The sequence below is a fragment of the Anaerovibrio lipolyticus LB2005 genome (genome assembly GCF_000621545.1).
In the GTDB taxonomy this organism is placed as follows: Bacteria; Bacillota; Negativicutes; order Selenomonadales; family Selenomonadaceae; genus Anaerovibrio; species Anaerovibrio lipolyticus_A.
On the sequence record NZ_JHYA01000013.1, the window covers coordinates 1 to 23,324 of the forward strand.

At 44.8% G+C, this 23,324-nt stretch carries 19 protein-coding genes and 1 tRNA gene; 5 read left to right on the forward strand and 15 right to left on the reverse strand.

Going from position 1 to position 23,324, the window contains the following annotated elements; translation table 11 throughout:
- Positions 1–196 (reverse strand): hypothetical protein (locus T355_RS14225; RefSeq protein ID WP_037330117.1); only part of this gene is annotated, 196 nt, incomplete at its 3' end.
- Between the two features lie 211 nt (positions 197–407).
- Positions 408–539 carry a hypothetical protein gene (locus tag T355_RS15550; RefSeq protein WP_269318807.1) on the reverse strand — a complete coding sequence of 44 codons (132 nt, stop codon included), beginning with the start codon at positions 537–539 and terminating at the stop codon, positions 408–410.
- A gap of 575 nt (positions 540–1,114) precedes the next feature.
- Between T355_RS15550 and T355_RS0110340 the strand changes: the two genes are divergently transcribed.
- The 3 genes from T355_RS0110340 to T355_RS15040 all read left to right on the forward strand — a co-directional run bounded on the left by T355_RS0110340 (position 1,115) and on the right by T355_RS15040 (position 1,786).
- Positions 1,115–1,333 carry a hypothetical protein gene (locus T355_RS0110340; protein WP_027397694.1) on the forward strand — a complete coding sequence of 73 codons (219 nt, stop codon included), beginning with the start codon at positions 1,115–1,117 and terminating at the stop codon, positions 1,331–1,333.
- Between the two features lie 20 nt (positions 1,334–1,353).
- Positions 1,354–1,560, forward strand: coding sequence for a DUF2922 family protein (locus T355_RS0110345; protein WP_027397695.1), 207 nt, complete (start codon positions 1,354–1,356; stop codon positions 1,558–1,560).
- Positions 1,561–1,636: 76 nt separating this feature from the next.
- Positions 1,637–1,786 (forward strand): YvrJ family protein, encoded by a 150-nt coding sequence (locus T355_RS15040; RefSeq protein WP_071997202.1) that lies wholly within the window; start codon positions 1,637–1,639, stop codon positions 1,784–1,786.
- 293 nt (positions 1,787–2,079) lie between these two features.
- On the opposite strand, the gene T355_RS0110355 is transcribed toward T355_RS15040, so the two are convergent.
- The 9 genes from T355_RS0110355 to T355_RS0110395 all read right to left on the reverse strand — a co-directional run bounded on the left by T355_RS0110355 (position 2,080) and on the right by T355_RS0110395 (position 16,022).
- Positions 2,080–2,166: transfer RNA gene (locus tag T355_RS0110355), tRNA-Leu, on the reverse strand.
- Between the two features lie 82 nt (positions 2,167–2,248).
- Positions 2,249–5,698, reverse strand: a complete 3,450-nt coding sequence (gene malQ, locus T355_RS0110360; protein WP_027397696.1) for a 4-alpha-glucanotransferase — start codon at positions 5,696–5,698, stop codon at positions 2,249–2,251.
- A gap of 26 nt (positions 5,699–5,724) precedes the next feature.
- Positions 5,725–7,158, reverse strand: coding sequence for a glycogen synthase GlgA (glgA, locus tag T355_RS0110365; protein WP_027397697.1), 1,434 nt, complete (start codon positions 7,156–7,158; stop codon positions 5,725–5,727).
- A gap of 18 nt (positions 7,159–7,176) precedes the next feature.
- Positions 7,177–9,657 (reverse strand): 1,4-alpha-glucan branching protein GlgB, encoded by a 2,481-nt coding sequence (gene glgB / locus T355_RS0110370; RefSeq protein WP_027397698.1) that lies wholly within the window; start codon positions 9,655–9,657, stop codon positions 7,177–7,179.
- An 11-nt stretch (positions 9,658–9,668) separates the two neighbouring features.
- On the reverse strand, positions 9,669–12,116 hold the full coding sequence (locus tag T355_RS0110375) for a glycogen/starch/alpha-glucan phosphorylase (protein ID WP_027397699.1): 2,448 nt from the start codon (positions 12,114–12,116) through the stop codon (positions 9,669–9,671).
- Positions 12,117–12,201: 85 nt separating this feature from the next.
- A complete protein-coding gene (gene glgD, locus T355_RS0110380) occupies positions 12,202–13,302 on the reverse strand; it encodes a glucose-1-phosphate adenylyltransferase subunit GlgD (RefSeq protein ID WP_027397700.1) in 1,101 nt (366 codons plus the stop codon).
- A gap of 31 nt (positions 13,303–13,333) precedes the next feature.
- Positions 13,334–14,497, reverse strand: a complete 1,164-nt coding sequence (locus T355_RS0110385) for a glucose-1-phosphate adenylyltransferase (protein ID WP_027397701.1) — start codon at positions 14,495–14,497, stop codon at positions 13,334–13,336.
- Positions 14,498–14,725: 228 nt separating this feature from the next.
- Positions 14,726–15,361: a YigZ family protein gene (locus T355_RS0110390; protein ID WP_027397702.1), complete on the reverse strand. Its 636-nt coding sequence runs from the start codon at positions 15,359–15,361 to the stop codon at positions 14,726–14,728.
- A 1-nt stretch (position 15,362) separates the two neighbouring features.
- Complete coding sequence (locus T355_RS0110395; protein WP_027397703.1) at positions 15,363–16,022, reverse strand: hypothetical protein; 660 nt, start codon at positions 16,020–16,022, stop codon at positions 15,363–15,365.
- Between the two features lie 155 nt (positions 16,023–16,177).
- Between T355_RS0110395 and T355_RS0110400 the strand changes: the two genes are divergently transcribed.
- Together T355_RS0110400 and T355_RS0110405 are read left to right on the forward strand one after the other, a co-directional pair.
- The gene (locus T355_RS0110400) at positions 16,178–17,890 is read left to right on the forward strand and encodes an ABC transporter ATP-binding protein/permease (protein WP_027397704.1); all 1,713 of its coding nucleotides are present in this window, start codon (positions 16,178–16,180) and stop codon (positions 17,888–17,890) included.
- Complete coding sequence (locus T355_RS0110405) at positions 17,874–18,179, forward strand: hypothetical protein (RefSeq protein ID WP_155851715.1); 306 nt, start codon at positions 17,874–17,876, stop codon at positions 18,177–18,179. Before T355_RS0110400 ends, T355_RS0110405 begins: the two co-directional genes overlap by 17 nt.
- A 41-nt stretch (positions 18,180–18,220) precedes the next feature.
- On the opposite strand, the gene T355_RS14230 is transcribed toward T355_RS0110405, so the two are convergent.
- From T355_RS14230 to T355_RS0110425, 4 genes are all read right to left on the reverse strand, one after another.
- Positions 18,221–19,534: an SGNH/GDSL hydrolase family protein gene (locus tag T355_RS14230; RefSeq protein ID WP_051555537.1), complete on the reverse strand. Its 1,314-nt coding sequence runs from the start codon at positions 19,532–19,534 to the stop codon at positions 18,221–18,223.
- 101 nt (positions 19,535–19,635) lie between these two features.
- Positions 19,636–20,913 carry a hypothetical protein gene (locus tag T355_RS0110415; protein ID WP_027397706.1) on the reverse strand — a complete coding sequence of 426 codons (1,278 nt, stop codon included), beginning with the start codon at positions 20,911–20,913 and terminating at the stop codon, positions 19,636–19,638.
- A 75-nt stretch (positions 20,914–20,988) separates the two neighbouring features.
- Positions 20,989–21,354 carry a VOC family protein gene (locus T355_RS0110420; RefSeq protein ID WP_027397707.1) on the reverse strand — a complete coding sequence of 122 codons (366 nt, stop codon included), beginning with the start codon at positions 21,352–21,354 and terminating at the stop codon, positions 20,989–20,991.
- 58 nt (positions 21,355–21,412) lie between these two features.
- Complete coding sequence (locus tag T355_RS0110425) at positions 21,413–23,323, reverse strand: ABC-F family ATP-binding cassette domain-containing protein (RefSeq protein ID WP_027397708.1); 1,911 nt, start codon at positions 23,321–23,323, stop codon at positions 21,413–21,415.
- Position 23,324 lies beyond the last annotated feature (1 nt).

Below are 23,324 nucleotides of genomic sequence, written 5' to 3' on the forward strand. Positions count from 1 at the left end.
CGTATACATCGCCTTCGTAGTCCTCGTTGATGGTCGTGGACTGTCCCGCCGATACAATCCCGCCGGTCGCCATCCACAGCGATACGGCGAGAGCCAAAGCCATCTGTCCCTTTAAACCTTTCCAGCCCTTGCCCTTATTGGCTTTGCCGGTGACAATGTCCCCCCCTAGTGGACTACTATACTTCTGTGTTTCCATTTTTACATCCTCCATGCTTATCTGTTGTGCCATAAGGCACATTTTTTTCCTTATTTTAGAAAATATCACAAAGATTCCAAACATTCAACGACTTTGCAAAAAGTGGTCGATTTTTGCAAAAAGTGGTCGATTTTTAGACCTTTTGACCTTTTATTTTTGACTTTTGGGCAAAATAAAAGGGACTGCCGAAACAGCCCCAGATCACGCAACCCTAATATTGATGAATTTCCTCATATAACCCTGTAATAAGGCGGTAAAGCATCTTTCCCGCCATAATCGCCAACGCACCAGTCAACCCGATAAATAACACTGAGATTAAACCAAAAGCCAAATTTGCCATCATGTTAAATCCCCCTTTGTTCTGGTTGGTTAATTATCAAATTATCTAACTAACCTAATTATACTACCTTTTGCTGGTTATATCGTAATATATGGGCCAAATACCGAACTTTTAATCTAATTATAATAATAGCCCCATCTTGATAACGGATACGCCCAGCCCAAAATAATATCATTAAAAAGAGCGATTACTGGTAATAATCGCTCTGATTCTGGAAATTCTTGACAGCCTGACAAACTTGATCAAGAAAGTTACCTCTATTATATCCGCCCCGCCAGTAAATTCAACACCTCACAGGGCAAAAAAACGGCCCATGTTTACTTAAATAAAATACATTTTATTATATTCATATTCAAACTTGACACGATAGACCAAATAATTTATAATAAAGACATCAAATTTTATAAAGTCATTGCGGAATGACGAGTATACCCCGATATTCTCTCCTGGCCGGGATAGGAATATATTGTCATTCCGCGAAAAGTCCGCGGTATGGCTCCGCGGGCTTTTTGCGTTTTTGGCAAAAGGCCTCCGGAAATTATTTTGTCTTATTTTATCTTATGAAGGAGGTCAAGATTATGACTATGAAATCCAATGAAACCAGCGCCATTAAGCTGAAGGTCGTAACCGACATTGACAGGGGCAAGGAGTCTTACGCTATCGTAACTTTCTCCGGCATTAGTGCTGCAGTTTCCGATGATAACTTCATGGAGCTGGCAAATGCTCTGGCTTCTCTCCAGAGCTATCCGGTTCATACTGTAAGCCGTATTAACAGTTGCACCCTTGTAACTGAGTAATGGAAGGAGGATGATTTATTATGGCAAAGAAACTCTACGCTGAGCTTGAACTCAACAACGATCCTAAGAAGCTGAAGACCATCATTATCGCCAACCCAAAGGCTGGTCTTACCAAGGACGAGGCTACTGCTGTTATGCAGAAGTTTGTTGACATGAAGGCTTACCCTGATGTTACCGGTGTCCATGACGTTTATCTGAAGGAAACCGTTGTCACTAAGTTGGCCTGATAGGTCCTGATGATTGCCCCTCTGCTCGCCTGGCGGCCTGCAGGGGGGCTTTCTTATCAAAGAAAGGAGTACACCTATGGAAGAAAAGATTTTATCGGCTGTCAGCACCGTAGGCTTTCCGATAGTCATTACCTTTTATCTTCTGATAAGGTTCCAGACTACCATGGACAAGTTCTGCGACAAGCTGGATGCCCTGATACTGGAAATCCGCAAGGAACACTCGTAAGCAGTCACATAAACTGCCATTTCGCAAACTACAAATCCAGTAGTTATGCGGGATGGCAGTCTTTTTTGTGGCTGTACACCCCAAAAAATACACCCAAGTACACCCACAAAATTTTGCCATTTTGGGTAAAAATCTCCAATTCCCCACTTTGGCATCATATAGGTTCAAAAATTGGGATGGCGTTGTTTCGTGATGTGGCGTTTTGTGCCCATTGCAACCCTATTGCAACCTTTTGGGGTAAAACCGAACATAAAAAAACAGCCCCCGATTTCTCGGAGGCCAGTGTTTTCAAGTGGTGCCGAAGGCCGGACTCGAACCGGCACGTATTTGCATACGGCAGATTTTGAGTCTGCTGCGTCTGCCAATTCCGCCACTTCGGCACATTTGGGTTGTGTAACTACATCACACAACAGTGCTATGTTAACATACTATATCAATATTGTCAACTATTTTAGAACATAACTACCGATTATATTTTTCCACCAGACCTGCCAGCCAATGAGCTTTTTCTGATGTTAAGGCTCCTGGCAGCATTCTCCAGCTCCAATTGCCTCCTGAGGTTCCTGGCAGATTCATTCGGTTATTGCCGTCCAAGGCCAAAACATCCCACACTGGGACAATGGCTGTACGGGCTTTTGAGGCATAGGCATGTTCCACCAAGGCCTGGCAGAGTGTTTGGCTGTCCGCCCCTTCCTTCCCCAAAAGCTTTGCCACTGCAGCTCTGGTTTCGGTATCAGCATCATCCTCCAGCCAGCCCACCACAGTATTATTATCATGGGTACCGGTATAAACCAAGCTGTTTTCCGGCTCCACAAAATTTATTCTGTGGAAGGCATTAAAATGGAGCTCAAACTGCAACACCTTCATTCCCGGATAACCGCATCTTTCACGAAGTATCTCAACCTCATCGGTGATGATGCCCAGATCCTCTGCCACTATTGGCACCTCACCCAAGGCATCCTTTAATTTCCCGAAGAAGTCCATTCCCGGTCCCTTGACCCATTCACCATCAATAGCGGTTTCCGCATCGCCGTCTATCTCCCAATAAGCCTCAAAGCCACGGAAGTGATCAATGCGAACCATGTTCACCTGTTCAAGCATACGACCCAAACGACTTATCCACCAACGGTAGCCGTCCTTGGCCATTTCATCCCAGTCATATTGCGGATTACCCCACAGCTGACCGGTCTTGCTGAAGTAATCAGGTGGTACGCCTGCCACCTTCAATGGTCTGCCATCCTCACCCAGCTTAAAGAGTTTTTGGTTGGCCCACACATCGGCACTGTTTTGGGATACAAATATCGGCATATCCCCCAAAATCTTTACGCCTTTTCCGTTGGCATAAATCTTAAGCTCCTGCCACTGAGTGGAGAACAAATATTGGTAGAAGCATTCCCTGCCAATCTCCTGAGCCAGTTCATTTCTGGCCTTCTCCAAGGCCTCAGGCCTACGCTTTTTCAGGTCCTCCGGCCACTCTATCCAACCAGCCTCAAGCTGTTGTTTTGAAATGGCTTTGAATAAAGCGTAATCATTGAGCCAATAGGCCTCCTGGCTGCAAAAGCCTTCAAATACGGCCATATCATCAGCATTACCATTGGTAAAGAAATTATCCGCCGCCTTGGCCAGAAGCTCACCCTTAACTTGACGGGCAAATTCATAATCTGTCTTATTCGTGGCTTCCTTTTCAGGTACCTTGATATCCTCCTCAGTGAGCAGCCCCATATCCACCAGCTTTTCCATGGAAATAAGCATGGTATTGCCCGCAAAGGCTGACGGTGATGCATACGGAGAATTGCAGTCATCCACCGGAGTCAACGGCAGAATCTGCCATATTTTCTGATTGGCCTCTGCCAAAAAGTCCACGAATTCATAAGCCGAGGCACCAAAATCTCCCACGCCATATTTTGAAGGGAAGCTGGTTGGGTGCATCAGCACACCGCATTCCCTGATATGCTGGGACTCCTTCTTTACACATCTATATATCTTGACGCTGCAAGGCTTCATGGACACATGGAGCACTTCCCGAACAACATTCAGTTCCCTGCCATCACCAAAGACATTTGTAAAGCTGCCAGCCCACAGGTCACGAACATCCACATAAACGGTACGCTGTTCCCTGCCCCGATTCATCAGGATAATGAATACATCATTTTCCGCCGACTGGCCAAATACATCCTTGCCATCGTCAATAACCCTTGCATAGCCAAATATATCCCCATCGGAATAAATTGGCAGGAACTTGCCTGTCTGCAGGGCCACATTTTCATTTCTGAGGTGAATAAGCTTTTTGTACCACTGGCGCATATCCTCGTCGCCATTTTCCCAATCATAAGGAAGACGGCAGAAAGGATCCTTATAGCCCTCCATACCAATCTCATCACCATAATAAATACATGGCACGCCCGGGAAAGTCATCTGCCATGCCGCAGCTATTTTCAGTCGGCTCTTGCCCAGCTTCAGTTTTTCATCATCCAGCTTATACTTTGCTTGAATTCTCTCTGGAACTCCCTCACAGGAAGGTGCTTCACCCAATATGGTCAGTATACGCTCCCGATCATGACTTCCCAAAAGATTCATCATGGCATAGAAGTTCTGAACTGGATAATTTTCCTTAAGACTCATTATCCTTCGACAAACCTGATAGCCGTCCACATACCCCAAAAGGAAGTCCATCACTATTTTGCGGAAAGGGTAATTCATGGCAGAATCAATCTCATAACCACAAAGATAATGTCGGTTCACACCATAAGCAACCTTGTTGGAGGCATCCTCCCACACCTCGCCAATAAGAACCGAATCCGGGTCAGTTTTTTTCAGCTCCTTGTAAAAGGCCTGAGAGAATTTTTCCGGCAGCTCATCAATAACATCCAAGCGCCAACCGCTGATACCCTGTTTATTCCAATAATGAAGTACACTATCCTCTTTATGAATAATGTAATCCATATAGGCAGGGGTTTCCTCTCTCACATTTGGGAGATTGGTAAATCCCCACCAGCTCTCATATTTATCCGGATAATCAATAAAGCTGTACCAGCTGTAATAAGGTGAATCCTTACTCTGACAAGCACCCACCGAATCATAATTCCCATACTTGTTGAAATAGATACTGTCCTCGCCGGTATGGCTGAACACACCATCCAAGATGAACCGTATACCCATTTTTTTACCCTCGGCACAAAGCTGGGCAAATTCCTCGTTTGTACCAAGAATAGGGTCTGTTTTCATGTAGTTACCAGTATCATAATGATGATTGCTGGCAGATTCGAATATTGGATTAAGATACACCACAGATATTCCTAAATCCTTTAAGTAAGGAAGCTTTTCCATGATGCCGGCAAAATTTCCCCCAAAGAAATCATAGGCGATTATTTCCCCATTATCCGGGTCCTTGTAATACCTTGGTTTATCCTTCCAGGATGCATGATAGAGAGCATTGGGCTTCTCCACCATTTCATTTCCCTTACGATAGAACCGGTCAGGGAAAATCTGATACATTACAGAGTGCTTAAACCAGTCAGGGGTTTTGGAGTCCTTATTATATACTGTTATCTGGTAAGCTGAATGAGGGCAATCGGCCAAAAGGCCCACGCCTCCCATCAGCTCATCATTATTACTGTAAAAACAAATCTGACCATTAACTCTGATTATGAAATAGTACCAAAGGAGAGTTCCCTTTTTTGGCATATTAACATATCCCTCATAGTACTCCCCATCTTCCATACGGGCCATACTATAAAGGGTCTCTCCTACACGGTCCTCCCATATACGGATTTTTATACCGCTGACTTCTGTTTCCTTGTCGGTTTCCACCTTTAATCTCAGTCGCACCTTACTTTCAGTGGCAGCCGCCCCAACAGGGAAACGGTAAAATTCATTCTGCGAGTCGTGGATAACGTTTAATAGAGCAGCCACATAATGACCTCCTTACAGCATAAGCACTAGGCTAAAAGCTGCTTGTACATATCAATATATTCACTTGCTGACTGTTTCCAATCGAAATTAGATCTGATGGCATTATTCTGGAGTATGTTCCAAATCTGAATATTGTCGTATTCAGTGAGGGCACGTTTAATGCAATACAACAAATCATGGGCATTTATATTGGCAAAGGTATATCCATTGCCGGTGCTATCATATTTATTGAATGGTTTTACAGTATCCTTAAGTCCACCTGTTTCACGAACAATAGGCACAGTTCCATAACGCAGAGCTATCATCTGGCCAATACCACATGGTTCAAAAATAGATGGCATAAGGAAGAAGTCCGCACTACCATAAATCTTCTGAGCCAAATCATTGGAGAAGTAAATATTGACAGACACCTTGGTAGGGAAGCGCCACTGGAGTTCCCGGAACCAATCCTCATAAACCTTATCGCCAGTGCCCAAAATAACGAACTGGCAGTCCTCATGGGTCAGAAGCTCATCTAAAATTCTGGTAATAAGCTCAATACCCTTGTTCTCCACCAAACGGGATACCATGGCCAACATAGGGGTACTACGACTTACAGGAAGTCCCAGCTGCTCCTGAAGCTTTTCCTTGTTGGTCAGCTTCTTATCCAGAGAATTGGCATCAAAGTTCTCATAGAGGTATTTATCCGTTGCCGGATCGTATACAGAATTATCGATACCATTGATAATGCCCCGTAAATCCTCACAACGGGAACGAAGCAGTCCATCCAGATGCTCACCAAAGAATTCATATTGAATTTCCTCGGCGTAAGTACGGCTTACGGTACTGATTTTATCCGCATAAACAATACCGCCCTTCATAAAGTTCACACAATCATTGAACTCCAAATCGCCGTTATTGAAATACTTCCAATCAAGGCCCAGTACATCTCCCATAATGTTCTTGTCGAAAATGCCCTGATACTTAAGATTGTGGATAGAGAATACGGTCTTAATGTTTTCGTAACGACTATCACCTTGATGTTCCAACTTCAGGAACACATTTACCAGCGCTGCATGCCAGTCATTGCTGTTGATGACATCTGGCCAGAAATCCATGGTTGGCAACAAATTCAGCACAGCACGGGAGAAGAAGGAAAATCTCTCAGCATCATCAAAGTAGCCATAAAGGCCATCGCGATAGAAATACTCCTGATTATCTACAAAATAGTAGGTAACCCCTTCATATTCCAGCTTGTCCACCCCAGCATATTTCTCACGCCAGGATACTGGTACTGTAATATCTCCCACATGCTCCATGTTATTGCGATATTCCTCAGAAATGGAGCTGTACTTAGGCAGAATAACTCTGGCGTCAACGCCTTCAGCCTTAAGGTATTTTGGTAAGGATCCGGCCACGTCGGCCAATCCGCCAGTCTTAATAAAAGGAACTGCTTCAGAAACTACATACAAAACTTTCATAACTTGCACCTCTCTCTATTACTCGGCCTTTTTTCGACCCCTGGTTGTTTTCTTGGGCTTCTCACTTATTTCTTCCTTTTTTGCAGCGGTTTTTGAACCGTCTTCTTTAGCCTTTGCAGTTGTGGCCTTGCGGGTCCGGGTCTTAGGTTTGTTTTCAGCTTCCTGGGCAGTTTCAGCTTTTGGCTTTCTTCCCCGGGTAGTTTTAGGCTTTACTTCCTTTTCCCCATCCTCCTTAGCCTTTACAGCAGTTTTTCTGGTCCTTGTTGTCTTAGGCTTAGTTTCCTCTTCTGCCTCGGCTTTGGCAGCAGCCGTTTTAGTTGCTGCAGTCTTTTTTGCTGTGGTAGTCTTTTTTGCCGTGGCAGTTTTCTTTGTAGTGGTTGTTTTCGTCGTAGTCGTTGTCTTCTTTGCAGTTGTGGTTTTCTTTACTGCTGTTTTTTTCTTGGCCGTCGATTCTTCTGTGTCTGTTTCCTCTTTTTTAGCTTTTGCAGAAGTCTTGGTCTTAGCTGCAGTCGTTTTAGTTTTAGTTTTAGTTTTAGTTGCAGCTGCCTTGGCTTTTACTGTAGTCTTTTTGGGTGTAGTCTTTTTCTTCACCCCATCGTCACTGGGGGACTGTAATTCCAAATAAATGGTTGCCAAAGGTGGTACTGTAACCAGAATGGAATTTGCCTTCCCCTGCCATTCAACATCCTCGGATACAATATCATAATCATTCAGAACATTGGAACCACCATATTCCTCTGCATCACTATTGAATATCTCCCGATAAACGCCAGCTTCTGGAACGCCGAAGCGATAGCCATGACGCACCTCCGGAGTAAAGTTGGAAATGGCAATGATGAAGGAGCCATCCTCAGCCTTACGAATAAAAGATACCAAGCTATCATCAGCATTGTCGCAGTCAATCCACTCAAAACCTCTCCAGTCAAAATCCACCTCCCAGAATGCCTTGTGATCAACGTAGAATTTATTAAGGGCTCTTGAATATTCCAACATCTGGGTATGCTTTTCATACTGCTCTACCAGATGCCAGTCAAGGCTGTCATCAAAATTCCATTCGATAAACTGACCGAACTCACCGCCCATAAAGAGCAGCTTCTTTCCCGGATGTGCCATCCAATAGCCGAAGAAGGCGCGGAGACCGGCAAATTTCTGCCAATAATCGCCTGGCATTTTGCTTATAAGTGAGCACTTACCATGAACTACTTCGTCATGGGACAAAGGCAGCACAAAATTCTCACTGAAGGCATACATCAAAGAGAAGGTCAGCTTGTCGTGATGCCACTTACGATAAACAGGGTCCAGACTGACATAGCGAAGAATATCATTCATCCAGCCCATGTTCCACTTATAATTAAAGCCCATGCCACCCATATAAACCGGCTTGGAAATATTCGGCCATGAGGTGGATTCCTCGGCAATCATAAGCGCCTGAGGGTAGTTCTTGAAAACTGCCTCGTTTAGCTTGTGGAGGAAATCGATGGCCTCCAGATTGCCATCACCGCCAAACTTATTTGGCACCCAGTCACCATCCTGACGACCGTAATTTAAATACAGCATATTGGCCACAGCATCAATGCGCAGACCATCAATATGATACTGATCCATCCAGAACATGGCGTTGGAAATTAGGAAGCTCTGCACCTCAGTACGGCCATAGTCAAAGTTTACAGTACCCCAGCCTGCATTATCAGCCCGCTGGATATTATCGGATTCGTACAGATTCTGGCCATCGAAATCACGAAGGCCCTGATTGTCCTTACAGAAATGGCCAGGAACCCAGTCCATAATAATGCCGATGCCTGCCTGATGGGCCCTGTCCACCAGATAGCGGAACTCATCAGGGGTGCCATAACGGCTGGTAACAGCATAATAACCAGTGGCCTGATATCCCCATGAGCCGTCAAATGGATGCTCGCAAAGAGGCATCAGCTCAATATGGGTATAGTTCATGCTCTTTACGTAGTCCACCAGCTGGTCAGCCATATCCATATAGGAAAGATATTCCCCATCAGGAGTACGTCTCCAGGAGCCAAGATGAACCTCATAGGTTAGCATCGGGCGGGTGTAGGAAGGATGATCCTCCTTGAATTTAGTCCATTTACTGTCCTTCCATTTGTAGTTACCCATATCATAAACGATGGAAGCTGTCTCAGGCTTTTTCTCAGCGAAAAAGCCATAAGGGTCAGCCTTCATAATATGTGGTCCCTCATGCTGTGGCAAAATAGCATATTTGTACACAGTGCCAGGCCCGACGTCTGGGATAAAGAGATTCCAGATTTCTCCATCCCCCAGCTTGGACATTTTATTTACTCTTGTATCCCAGTTATTGAAATCACCTACAACTGAAACTTCCTTGGCATGAGGTGCCCAAACTGTGAATCTTACACCTTTTTTACCGTTCTGCTCCATTACATGAGCACCTAACATTTCATAGGCACGGAAATTAGTACCCTGATGGAACAAAAACAGATCAAACTCGCTTAACTCAGATGTTTTCATGTATATACCTCTTACTTAATCTCTACAGGTTCAATATTCCAAATATCCTCAGCATACTCAGTAATAGTACGGTCAGAGGAGAAAATACCAGAATTTGCAATATTGATGGCAGAGGACCTAAGCCATGCATCATGATCCTGATAACGACGGACAATTTCCTCATGGGCTTCAATATATGCGTTGAAATCCTTCAAGATGAAGAACTCATCATTACTGTTGATCAGATAATCAAACAGTGTCTGGAAATTACCATAGGTACCATCAGTCAGCTGGTTCATAACGGTGCGGACATTTTCGTTGGTATTGTATTCATCCCACGCATTATAATTACCATTTTCATAGTAGGCAATAACCTCTTCAGCCCTGAGACCAAAGATTACGCAGTTATCGTCACCCACCTGCTCATGAATTTCCACATTGGCACCATCCATGGTTCCCAGAGTAATGGCACCATTCATCATAAACTTCATGTTACCGGTACCGGAGGCTTCCTTGGATGCGGTAGAAATCTGCTCGCTGACATCAGCTGCAGGATATACCATTTCACCAAGAGTTACGCCAAAGTTCTCCAGGAATACCACCTTGATCTTGCCGTTAATGCTCTCATCATTATTGATTTTGTCAGCCACTGCATTAATGAGGCGGATGGTTTCCTTGGCTGTGTAGTAACCAGGAGCTGCCTTGCCGCCGAAGAAGTAAACCACTGGTACAGGCATATCGTAATCAGGGTCATTCTTCAAGCGGTTATATTGATACATAATATGCAATATATTCATAAGCTGACGCTTGTAGGAGTGAATACGTTTAACTTGAATGTCAAATATGGAATCTATCTTTACACGAACCTTATTGTGGGACCATACATACTGGGCCAAGGCGCGTTTTCTGGCTCTCTTTACCTTGTTTAGGGCCTTCAGGAAATCAGGATCATCCACATAATCATTAATCTTCTTTAAAAGCTTAATATTATGACGCCACTCACGGGTCAGCTTATCATCGATGAGATGTGCCAAATCGTTGTTGGCGCTGATGAGCCAACGGCGATGGGTAATACCGTTGGTCTTGTTGTTGAATTTTCTAGGGAATACCTTGTAGAAAAATTTTAAGGTATTGGTCTTCAAAATCTCTGAGTGGATACGGGCCACACCGTTGACACTGTAGGAGCCCACAACTGCCAGACGGGCCATATGAACCTGACCATTCTCAATGATAGACAGCTCACGAACCAGTGCCTCGTCACCAGGATATTTTTTGCGGATTCCTTCAAGGAAGCGACGATTAATCTCCTCAACAATCATGTAGATACGAGGCAGCATTTCCTTAAAGAGGCCCACATCCCATTTCTCCAGTGCCTCTGGCAAAATGGTGTGGTTGGTATATGCACAGGTCTGAGTGGTAATATCCCATGCGTCCTCCCACTCAAGATGATACTCATCCACCAAAATTCGCATCATTTCCGGAACAGCTGTAGCCGGATGGGTATCATTGATATGGATACCAATCTTGTCGGAAAGATCATAAACATTGTCATGGGTCAGCATAAAGTGACGGATAATACTCTGAACACCAGCAGACACAAAGAAATACTCCTGCAACAGGCGGAGCTTCTTACCATCGGAGAGTCTGTCATCCGGATAAAGGAACTCAGTGATACGGTTTACCCAGCGACGATACTCCTGACGCTGGTTAATCTCCTCCTGGGTCAGGGTACCATAGTCAGAAAAGTCCATATTAACTTCTGCGTTCCAAAGGCGCAGGGTATTTACAGTGGTATTCTTGTAGCCGATAACCGGCACATCATATGGAACGGCCATAATATCGGTATAGCCTTCATAAACCAGCTGCAAATCATCCTCACCAGGCACTTCCTTCATGTAAGCATGGCCGCCCACCCGGACATTTACAGCCTTGTTAGGCTTTCTGAATTCCCAGGCGTAGCCATCACGAAGCCAGTTATCTGGAATTTCAATCTGGGTTCCGTTAATAATTTTTTGCTCAAAAAGGCCATACTGATAACGAAGGCCGCAACCATGGGCTGGCAAGGACAGAGAAGCCATGGAATCGATAAAGCAAGCGGCCAGTCTGCCCAGACCACCATTACCCAGGCCTGCATCTGGCTCCTCGTTGTAGATATCGTCCAGCTTAACATCCAGCTCCTTCAATACAATTTTCAGGGCATTCTTCAAATCCAGATTAATCAAATTGGTATTAAGAAGTCTGCCCAGCAGGAACTCAATGGAAAAATAATAAATCTGTTTATTGTCATTAATAGCATACTGTTTATTGGTCTTAATCCAATTTTCAGTGGTGTACTGCTTTACCACTGCTGCAACAGCATTATATACCTCATTCTGGGAAAGCTCTGAAAGCTCGCGTCCATACAGTATCTTGGATGTAAGTATAAAGCGTTCTTTAAGTTCATCCTTGATTTCATCAATATCTCTTTCAATAAATGCCATATAATCACTCCCATATAATTAAAAAAAGCCAAACAGGCCCCTGACGACAGGATAACCCTTATCATCAGCGGCCTGAAATCAATTATTAAATAACGGTGCTCTTAGCAATAATCAAAGGATAATTCTCAGCACCTTTTAACCACTGATCCTCAGAAACGACAACATTCTTGTCGCAGATTACATCCCTGAGCATTGCATACTGCTCTATCTGGCACTGCTCCATAATAATGCAATCCTTAATCTTTACGCCTTCAGCCACCCGTACTCCTCTAAAGAGAATACTGTCCTCAACCTCACCATAAATCTCACAACCATTGCCGATGAGAGAATTGGTAACCTTGGCAGTATTCTTGTACTGCACTGGAGCCGCATCCTTTGTCTTGGTGTGGATAGGATGTTCACTCATGAAGAGCTCATTCCAAATATCAGGATTTAATATGGACTTGTTGGCGTTAAAGTAGGCCATAGTGGAATTTATTCTAGTGGAAAAGCCCTTGTGCTCGTAGCCATAAATGCTGAATTCATCCATGTGACGTATAATACCATCCACCAGCATACTGTTGCCTCCACGCTCAAAGGTAGAGGTAACCAGCTTCACCAAAGTATCCTTTCTCATGAGGAAAATACCCATGAAGTCGTTGGAACCCTTGGTAGAGGTCATACGCTTGGCGATGTCAGTCACCTTGCCATTTTCGGCAACCTGCATGGAAGCTGCCTCTCCTGGCAGATCCTCCCGGGCCTTGCAATATACCATGGTGATATCTGCCCCAGTATTCTGATGGAACAGAAGAACATGTCTAAAATCAATGTTATATACTGTATCAGCCTGTACCAGGAACACGTACTCAGCTGAACTGCGCATAACAAAATCTATATTTTGATAAAGTCCGGCGAGAGCACTGGTATTACCATTTTCGCCGTCATTAGGGAGATAAGCCAAGCCATCACGATGACGTGCCAAATCCCAATCCTTACCAGAGCGCAGATGGTCAAAAACAGGTCTTGCCTTTTTTGATACCAGAACACCAACATGACCAATACCAGAATTTACCAGACTAGACACGGCAAAATCCAATATACGATATCGGCCCGCAATAGGAAGTGCGGCCACCGGACGGTGTTCACAAAGCTCCTTCAGCATACTGTTGGCACCATCGAGTCTTATAATCCCCATTACATTACCCAATATGATCAGCTCCATTTCTCGTTTTCGTAAATCAGCTTACCTGCTGTCCCACACTTGCCTGCTCTGCCGCAACAGTTTCACCCTCTGGAACCACGGCAATAGCCCCCTCTGAACCAGCAACGTGAGCCCCGGCGGAAATTACGCAGTTTTGGGCCACTATGGCGTGGTCAATTACTGCATTTTCCTCAACAACGGTAAATGGCATGATTACTGAATTCGTAACCTTGGCACCCTTACCAATTTTAACACCGGAGAACAATACTGAATGATCCACTTCGCCCATAATCATGGAGCCTTCATTCAGCATAGAGCAGGTGACTTTGGCATCCCTGCCTAAATAATGAGGTGGCAAGGATGGATTGTTGGAATAAATTTTCCATGCACTGGTAAAGGAGAATGGTGGTTCATCCTGCAGGAGGTCCATATTGGCCTGCCACAGGCTCTCGATAGTTCCTACATCTTTCCAATACCCCTCAAAGGCATAGGAATACATCCTGGCCTTATCCTTCAACATCGTAGGAATAATATTCTTACCGAAATCGTGGGAGGAGTTATCATCAGTAGCATCTTCTTTAAGGTACTTATCCAAAAAGTCACGATTAAAAATATAAATACCCATGGAAGCCAGATTGCTCTTTGGTTTTGCTGGTTTCTCCTCAAATTCTACAATACGGCCGTCCTTTTCATCGGTATTCATAATGCCAAAGCGTGGTGCTTCGTCCCAAGGCACCTCAAATACACCGATGGTGGCATCGGCTTTGTTGGCCCTGTGAGCTGCCAGCATTTTGGCATAGTCCATGGTATAAATATGATCGCCGGAAAGCACCAGCACATATTCTGGATCTACCATGTCAATAAAATTCAGATTCTGATATATGGCATCTGCTGTACCCTTGTACCAGTCTGCCCCTTTGTCCCTTGCATAAGGTGGCAAAATAAACACACCACCATCTGACTTATCCAAGTCCCAGGCATCACCAGTACCCAGATAATTATGAAGCTCCAATGGGCGGTACTGTGTCAGCACGCCAACCTTGTCTATGCCGGAATTGGCACAATTTGAAAGTGGGAAATCAATAATTCGATACTTACCGCCAAACGGTACTGCTGGTTTGGCAATTTTTTTGGTTAGTGCCCCCAGGCGGCTTCCCTGACCACCTGCCAATATCATGGCCACACATGTTGTCTTACTCATAAAACTCACTCCTGCGCTTAATTCAGCTCCAGGCTCAGCCATTGTATATATTTCCCTACGTAGCCGTTACCTGAAAAACTACACTACTGAAAAATAAAAATATATTATTTGTACTGTAATTATTTCTTCATATAAAAAAAAAATCCTGCAAAAAAGTAGTTTTGTTGAAAAAATAAACGTTTTTTCCTATCTTTTTCACAGAATTCAGATATATATTGTGTTGTCAAACTACTTTTCCACCGGAACCTCCAAATATTCAGGATCGGCTACATTAATGTCACACCTGCCTGCAGTTAAATCCACCAAGGATGACTGTATATTTTCTACATCATCGGGCTCAATTAACAGCTTCACGGTCACCTTGTCTGTATACTCCGTTTCCCCGGAGCGAAGATTATTGGTTCGTACCCAATTTTCCACAGTACCCAACAAAGTATAATCCATCTCCGCCGAAACCATGCAAAAGGGCTTTACCTCCACCTGAGGTGTGGCCTCCAATCCCAATGAGGCTGAATGATTATAGGCCCTGATAAGGCCGCCAGCTCCCAGCTTAATTCCACCAAAATAACGGGTTACCACTACCACCACATTGGTGAGGCCATGCTGTTTTATAGCTTCCAATATAGGATTTCCCGCAGTTCCTCCCGGCTCCCCGTCATCGTTGGATTTTTGCTGACTGCTGTCAGTGCCCAAAATCCATGCGGAGCAATTGTGTCTGGCATCAAAATGCTTTTTCTTGATACCCTGCACAAACTCTCTGGCTGCTGCCTCATTCTCCACATGGGCTGTATATGTATAAAATTTTGATTTTTGGATTTCGTAATATGAAGTTCCGAAATCAGAGGTGGTCTTATATGGCTGCATATCAGTTCACCTCCGGTATGGTAAGATTTTTTCTGAGAGAATTAATCTCACTGGCTGTAAAGAGCATATCAGGTGAATTTACAAGCATGGCGTCCTTTAAATATCCCATCTGTACGTCATGATTTTCCGTAGGCATTTTTTCCGGATCCGCCATCATCTTGGTGGCCCGTATAGTCTTTAGCTGGCCATCAGAATAGGCCTTGGTTTTTTTCAAAATAGATGACGTTAAATCATAATTGGCATCATCAAGGCTAATGGGTGGTGCCATCTGGTAAATCTCATTATGAAGGCTGACCACATTGGATTCCAGCTGAGTAAGACGGGTATATGCCTCCCGCAGGGAAATATCCTCATTTTGAAAATCCTTCATTATACGATGATAGGATACCCAGCAATAATCAATGGCATCCAGCTTTTTCTTGTAATTGGTATACCATTCACCAAAGGCCAGCTGCTGGGCTGTAATATGTCGGATAGTCGACTCATCCAGCTCCTCGTATGAGTTGGTGGTACTTGAATAATAGCCATACCCCACAATGGAAAGAGCCAACAATAGAGAACCACAAAAGGCATAAAATGCCATACGGCTTTTAATATTCTTTTCCAGTACCAGAACCATAAGGGCCAGCACTATAACTGCAATTAGAATAGGTAATAACATAATAAATCCCTTCAACAGAATTTAAGACAATGTAAAATCTATTAAGATATTATACACCAAACTGAGGTTGAGGCAAAATATCACAGTTTTCATACAATACCCTTTAATTGTTTGTTATAATTATAAAAGTTATTTTTATAAAAAGGAGACTCCTAATGACGAAAAAGGATATTGCAAAAAGCATCTGGAGTATGATGCGCTCTTATTGGAAATCTGAAGAACGATGGTGGGCACGGGGCATGCTGGCTGTCATCATCATCCTGAATCTGGCCCAGGTTTATCTCCTGGTAATGCTGAATCAATGGAATAATGATTTTTATAATGCCCTGCAGAATTATGATCTGGATAACTTCTGGCCCCTGGTGGGGCACTTTACCCTTATAGCATTCATATACATAATCGCTGCGGTTTATGCCATCTATCTACAGCAAATGCTGCAAATAAAATGGCGTACATGGATGACAAACAATTATTTAAATAGCTGGATGACCAAACAGGTCTATTATAAGCTCCAGGTTTTAAAGTCCGATATGGATAACCCGGACCAGCGTATTTCCGAGGATATCAATTCCTTTATTACCCTGACCCTGAGCCTTTCACTAGGTTTTCTGAAGCAGCTCACCATATTAGCAGCCTTTATCTTTGTATTGTGGAGCCTTTCCGGTTCCCTGGACCTGACCCTTGGCGAAACAGCCATTTCCATTCCTGGTTACATGGTATGGCTATCACTACTGTACTCCATTGCGGGTACCTGGCTGGCCCATATAGTTGGCCGCAAGCTGATAAAGCTGAACTATGACCAGCAACGCTACGAGGCTGATTTCCGTTTCAATATGATACGTGTCCGGGAAAACAGTGAAAGCATCGCCTTTTATCGCGGTGAATCCCCAGAGCTCAATGGCTTTGGAGACCGCTTTAAAATGGTGGTTAAAAACTTCTGGGGCCTTATGAAACGCACCAAGCTACTGAACTTCTACATTAACGGTTATGCCCAGCTGGCCATTATTTATCCCCTTATTATGGCAGCCCCAAAATATTTTTCTGGGGAAATGCAGCTAGGCGGCCTTATGCAGACCATCAGTGCCTTTGGGCGGGTACAGGATGCCCTAAGCTATTTTGTTACAGCCTACGATTCCATTGCCCAATACGCAGCAGTTATCCGCCGTCTTGGTGACTTTACCGCCCACATGGAGGAAGTGGACGAGCTGGAATCCAAATTCACCACAGTTAACGAAGCTGATAACAAGGTAACCCTTTCCAATATTGATATACTTCTTCCAGAAGGCAAAAAAATCATCGAAAGCCTTAATCTGGAATTTACCCCTGGCGAATACGCCCTTATAAGTGGGCCTTCCGGTTCCGGCAAGAGTACCCTTTTAAGAGCCCTGGCTAATCTCTGGCCTTACGGCAGCGGAACCATCACAAGACCTGATGACTGGCGTCTGATGTTCCTGCCACAGCGTCCTTATCTGCCACTGGGTACCCTGCGTCAGGCCATTTATTACCCACAAAATGTTCCAGAAAATGACTCCACAGACCTGGGAGCATATCTTAAGGATTTTGGATTGGCAGATTTAACAAGCCGTTTGGACGACGTGGACGACTGGAGCCGTATTCTGTCATTGGGTGAGCAGCAGCGCATCGCCTTTATCCGCATATTGCTCTTTAAGCCACAAATGGTATTCCTGGATGAATCAACCTCCGCCATGGACGAGGATATGGAGGCTCATTCCTACGATACCCTAAAAGCCCAATTACCAGAGATGTCTGTGGTCAGTGTAGGCCACCGTTCCACACTGCTATCCCGTCATAATACCATTCTCCGTCTCATTGGAGGCGGTGCCTGGATGATTGAAAGGACCGTTTAATATGCCCGGAATGCGTTCAAAAATACCTATAGAGGAAAATAACAATAAAGTTGAGCCCGCCTTCAGCAATGGCGAAAAAGCCGGCATGGCCCTGTCTTTGGTCTTATTTCTTTTTGGCCTTTCCGATGGTGATTTGCCCCTATGTTTTTTTACGGCCTCCTTCCTCATATATGAATTTCATGTAGTCTTAAAGCTGGCCAGAGGAAATCAGGATTGGTTTATGTCCAATCTGCTGAAGGGCATGAGCATCGCCATGTTCATCGGCTCCATTATGATGGTTCTCCTTTAACGCAAAAGCTGCCTCACAATTATTTCGTGAGACAGCTTTTTTTATTTTGCTGTTAAATTGTAATTTGGAAAGGTGGTCAGCAGATAGTTGCTGATGATCTCCCCTATTATTTTTTTGCCCAGATGGTCCGGATGAAGGCCATCAGTAGTGAGCTCTGCTTTCAGCTGTCCGTTGGAATCAGTAAGGGCCGGAGTCACATCCACATGATATGGCTGATTCTTTATCCACTGATTCAGAAGCTGCTGCTGCTCCTTCCAGTTCCAGGCCGCCGGTTCAATGGTAGGTACCTTTGACATTAAACCAGGATTTATAGGAGTCGCGGTTACAAAAACGGGAATCACATTGTGGAACTGGCATTCTGCCAATATCTGCTCCATGGCGGCAATGGTATCCCAGCCGTCCTCGCCGGCCCGGAAGTTATTTACACCGCCCATTATTATCAACATCCCCGGAGTAAAAGCCATCACATCCTGGTCAAAGCGCTGGGCCATATCCTGAACACTGTCACCACTTCGTCCTAAATTCTTAACAGGAACCTGGCAATAATATTCCCAGCTGTACATAGCATAACCAGGAGGAACATTACATACGCCACCACCATGGGTAATACTATCTCCCAGGGCTGCTACCCTCACATGGCTCTCCACATCAAAATATTTTGGTTCAGACCATTCAGTATTTGGCTCTCCCGCCTTGTTCTGTGAACGGACCTGCCACATATAATGACCTGGCCAGGTGTAGCCACCTTCTTCGTAGTAAACATTATTCTTGGTGGTCATTACCCGAACCACTTCATACCGTCCAGGAGAAAATTTATTTTCACGGCTGACCCTGATTTCATAGCCACCGCTGCCATCAACAGGAATCCAGGAAAACACCGGATACAGAGGCATATATGCCATTTTCTCAAACTCCGCAGTAGCCAACGGAGCTTTTGGATTTACCTCCTCACCAACAAGGGGCTTAGGTTCGCTGTAAGCTCCCATGACATTGCCGTCATAATCCAAAGGACACACCCGCCAATAATAATCCTTGGCTTTAAACATATTGGCAGTATCTAGCTCATAACCATTATTTGGTATGAGATTAAAATGCTTTACCTCCGCATCCTTGCTGGTAGAGTCCCCATCTGTTATAACCAGGCGATAGCTTACTGCCCCCGGAATGGTTTCCCAGCTAATTCTGACCTTATTCAGTGGCTCAGTCTTAAGTGTTTTTTCAGTATCAATCTCGTTAGTTATATTTCCAATGGCGTTGCCAATAGCCTCAGTATTAATATCCTCTGCCACGACCACCCCGGAAAAGGACATTAGGCCGACTATAACCGCCACCACAATTTTATTGGAAAACTTCATGTTATCTCTCCCAAGCAACATAGATAAACTTGCTTTATCCATAATTTTTTTAGCCAAATCACATAGGCAAAAAGTAATACCCGTATAATAGCTTATCATTATTAACGACAGGTTGCAACGGCTGCGGCAATGGCGGCACCGATGCTGGAGCCATCCTTTACAAGAACCGGTTCCAAGCCTCCCGCTTCAGCTCCCATTATTTCGTAAAGGGCCCGTCTCACATTCTCCTGAACATAGGGCATGTGCTGAAACAAGGAACCATCCACAGCTATATGCTGGGGCTCCACCCTGCCGCTGCCAGCGATATGCCATAAAGTGCCGGCCCAGCTGGCAGCCACAATTCGGGCAGAACGGATGGTAATGACCTTGGTCAGATTACGCAGCTTTTCAATAATTTCTTCATCCTCAGCCACATTACCCAGGGTATCAACCAATATTTTAACAGCCTCGGATGAGTTCTCCATTATGGCGGACATATCCACAGTGGAAAAGCTAGGCTTTTTGGATAAATCCAACAGTTCTTTTGTAAGCCTGCTGAACAGCTCCCCAATATATTTTCCCGATACCATTTTCTCCAAGCGCTGCCGCCCCGGCTGCTCTGACGCCCTATCCAGCTCCAGATCCCATTTGCTCGGAATCATCTTGGAAAAGGCCCCGGATTCCATATTAATAATACAGGCCGGCCTTCCTACATCTGGCATAACCTCCATATAGCAAGTATTATAGCCAGTAGCATAAATGCAGCCTATGCGGGTATCAGGATAGTTGTAGGCTGATGCCAAAAGCACAGCCACGGTGTCATTGAGAATAGCCACAGGCTTTATATTGCCAAATCCTTTACGAATAAGGGCCTTTTCCAGCAAAGCATTGATATCTTCGCCTTCAACCCCTGGTACGGCAAATTCCTTGGCCCATTTTATGAGCCTTGCATGATTAATATCCTTTTGCTCCGTGCCAAAGGAAAAGGTATGCCCCAAAAAGTATGGCTTTTCCTTATCCCCTTCGACAGCTTCTCCCACTGCTTCTGCCAAAAAATCAAAGAGGTCATCAGGGGATGCAGAGCTGTTGATTAAATTATAATCAGCAGTTACCAGAGGCTTTTCCACCCATCGCAGAACTTCAAAGGTGCTATTTCCCATAAGACGTACCACAGAAGCCCGCACATTGGTGCCCCCAAAATCCACAGCCAGATATTCTCCCTTTTCATTGCCAGCAGGCAAGCCAATAAAGGAAGGCAGCATAGGCAGAGAAGAATATTCGCTTTTCTTAAGCCCCTGCTCCAAATCCCAGCGAAAGGCCCCGGCCACATCAGTAATAAACTCCTTACTGATATCCAGCTCCTCCATTATTTCCTTGTATAAAACCTCATTAAACGCCACCCTGCATGCCCCCTAAAAACTTTTTAAACACCTCATCCGTCTGCTTCGCAGACACCTTCCCCTCCAGGGGAAGGCTTAAGGATTTGGCATTATTTCAGTTACATAGCCGTCCGGGTCCTGGATAAAATGAATACCCGCCGGCTCCACCACTCTCAATACGCAGCCCATCTCCTGATGCATAGCCAGGGCACCCTTGTAATCATCCACCCAAAAGGCCAGATGAACAGGATTTTCACCTAAATTATAATTCCCCTCATGGTCCTTTTTCAGAGTAATTTCCAATTCATAACCGGAGTCCTCCTCATCCACCATGTAGGTGAGATTAATATGTGGCAAATCCTTCACGCTTTTCACCTTAAGTCCCACAGCCTTTTTATAAAATTCCACGGAACGCTCCACGTCCTTAACTGCAATACTGCTATGTGCCATAGTAAATTTCATTACCCAAAACTCCTTATTTTAAAGATAAAAATCTATATTTAAGTTAAAATTTCTTGTTTTATGACTCCTGAGCCTTTTCCTCAAGATAAGCCCAGCGATCCATGAGCTTGTCCAGCTCCGCGGTAAGCCGCTCCTGCTCCCCAGTAAGCTCCCGCAGCATATCATAATCCGAGCCGTTCATGGCCATCTGCATTTCCACTACATTAAGCTCACTTTCCTTGCTGGCAATAACAGCCTCTATTTCTGCATATTCCCTGGCCTCATTAGTGCTAAGGCCCCTGCTTTTGCTTTTTGGCTTTACCCTTTCGGTTGCCGGCCCAGCTGAGGCCCTGGCCTTTTCCGTCTGACGCTGAAGCTGTATTTTTTCCGCCTGCTCTGCATCAGCCTTTGCCTTGTAATCGGAATAGCCGCCCATGAAAATCTGAACATGGGCATCATCATCAAATACAAAGACCTTTTGGGCCATGCGGTCAGTAAAGAAACGGTCATGGGAAACAAAAATGATAGCGCCGTTAAAGTCCTCTATAAAATTCTCCAGTACCGCCATAGTGTCCAAATCCAAATCATTGGTAGGCTCATCCAAAAGCAGTACATTGGGCTCCTCCATTAAAATGCGCAAAAGGTACAGACGGCGCTTTTCGCCTCCTGACAGGCGGGAGATTTCCGTCCATTGAAGGTCTGGAGGAAAGAGGAATTTTTCCATCAGCTGGCCTGCTGACAGCTTGGTGCCGTCGGCCATGGTAATATAATGGGCAGCCTCCTGGATGTATTCCTTAGCCCTGAGCCTTCCGTCCATTTCCACATTTGTTTGGGCAAAATACCCCAATTTAACGGTCTGGCCAATGTCCACTACTCCCTTTGTAGGCTGAAGACGCCCCGCAATTATGTTAAGAAGGGTGGATTTTCCCGTACCATTTCCACCTAAAATACCAATTCTGTCATTTCTTAGGACGGTATAGGTAAAATCATTGATATAGGTTTTCCCTTCCCACTCATAGGTAACGTTTTCCAGCTCAATTATCTTTCTTCCCAGGCGACTGCCGGCCAGACCTATTTCCACCTGATTGCGATTAAGGTCCACCTTCTGGTCCCTCACCTGCTCATAACGCTGAATACGGGCCTTCTGCTTTGTACTGCGGGCCTGGGCTCCACGACGTATCCATGCCAGCTCGTTGCGAAGGAAATTCTGACGTTTGCGCTCACCAGCTTCCTCCTGCTCAATACGGGCTGCCTTTAATTCCAAAAATTGGGAATAGTTGCCATCATAGCTATAGGTTCGTCCCTTGTCAAATTCCAGTATTCCGTTGGTAACCCTGTCAAGAAAATAACGGTCATGGGTTACTGTCAAAAGGGAGCCCTTCCAGCGGGCAAGATATTCCTCCAGCCACCCTATGGTTTCACTGTCCAAATGGTTTGTGGGCTCATCCAAAATCAGCAGATCGCAGGGCTGAATAAGGGCCGTAGCCAATGCCATGCGCTTTTGCTGGCCTGAGGATAAGCTACCCACCTTGGCCTCAAAATCGTGAATGCCCAAATGATTCAAAATGGTTTTGGCTTCACTTTCCATATTCCAGCCATTAACGCTGTCTATTTTGGCAGAGGCATTAACCAGTGCCTGCTGCACCTCGGGGGAGACGTCCCCGGCCTCAGTCTTGGCAAGAGCTGCCTCATAATCCCTAAGGGCTCTCATTAGGGGGCTATCATCCTTGAATACCTCCATGAGCACAGTATTTTCCATGTCAAATTCCTTGGACTGCTCCAAAAAACTGATACGAAGGTTTCTCATGGTAACCATATTTCCTGTATCCGCTGTGAGCTTACCCGCCACTGTCTTCAAAAATGTAGATTTGCCCGTACCGTTTACGCCTACTATACCGATTTTATCATTTTCATTTACGTTAAGATTTACATGACTGAACAAGACTTTTTCGCCGTAGCTCTTGCCCAGGTCTTCCACTGTCAAAACCAAG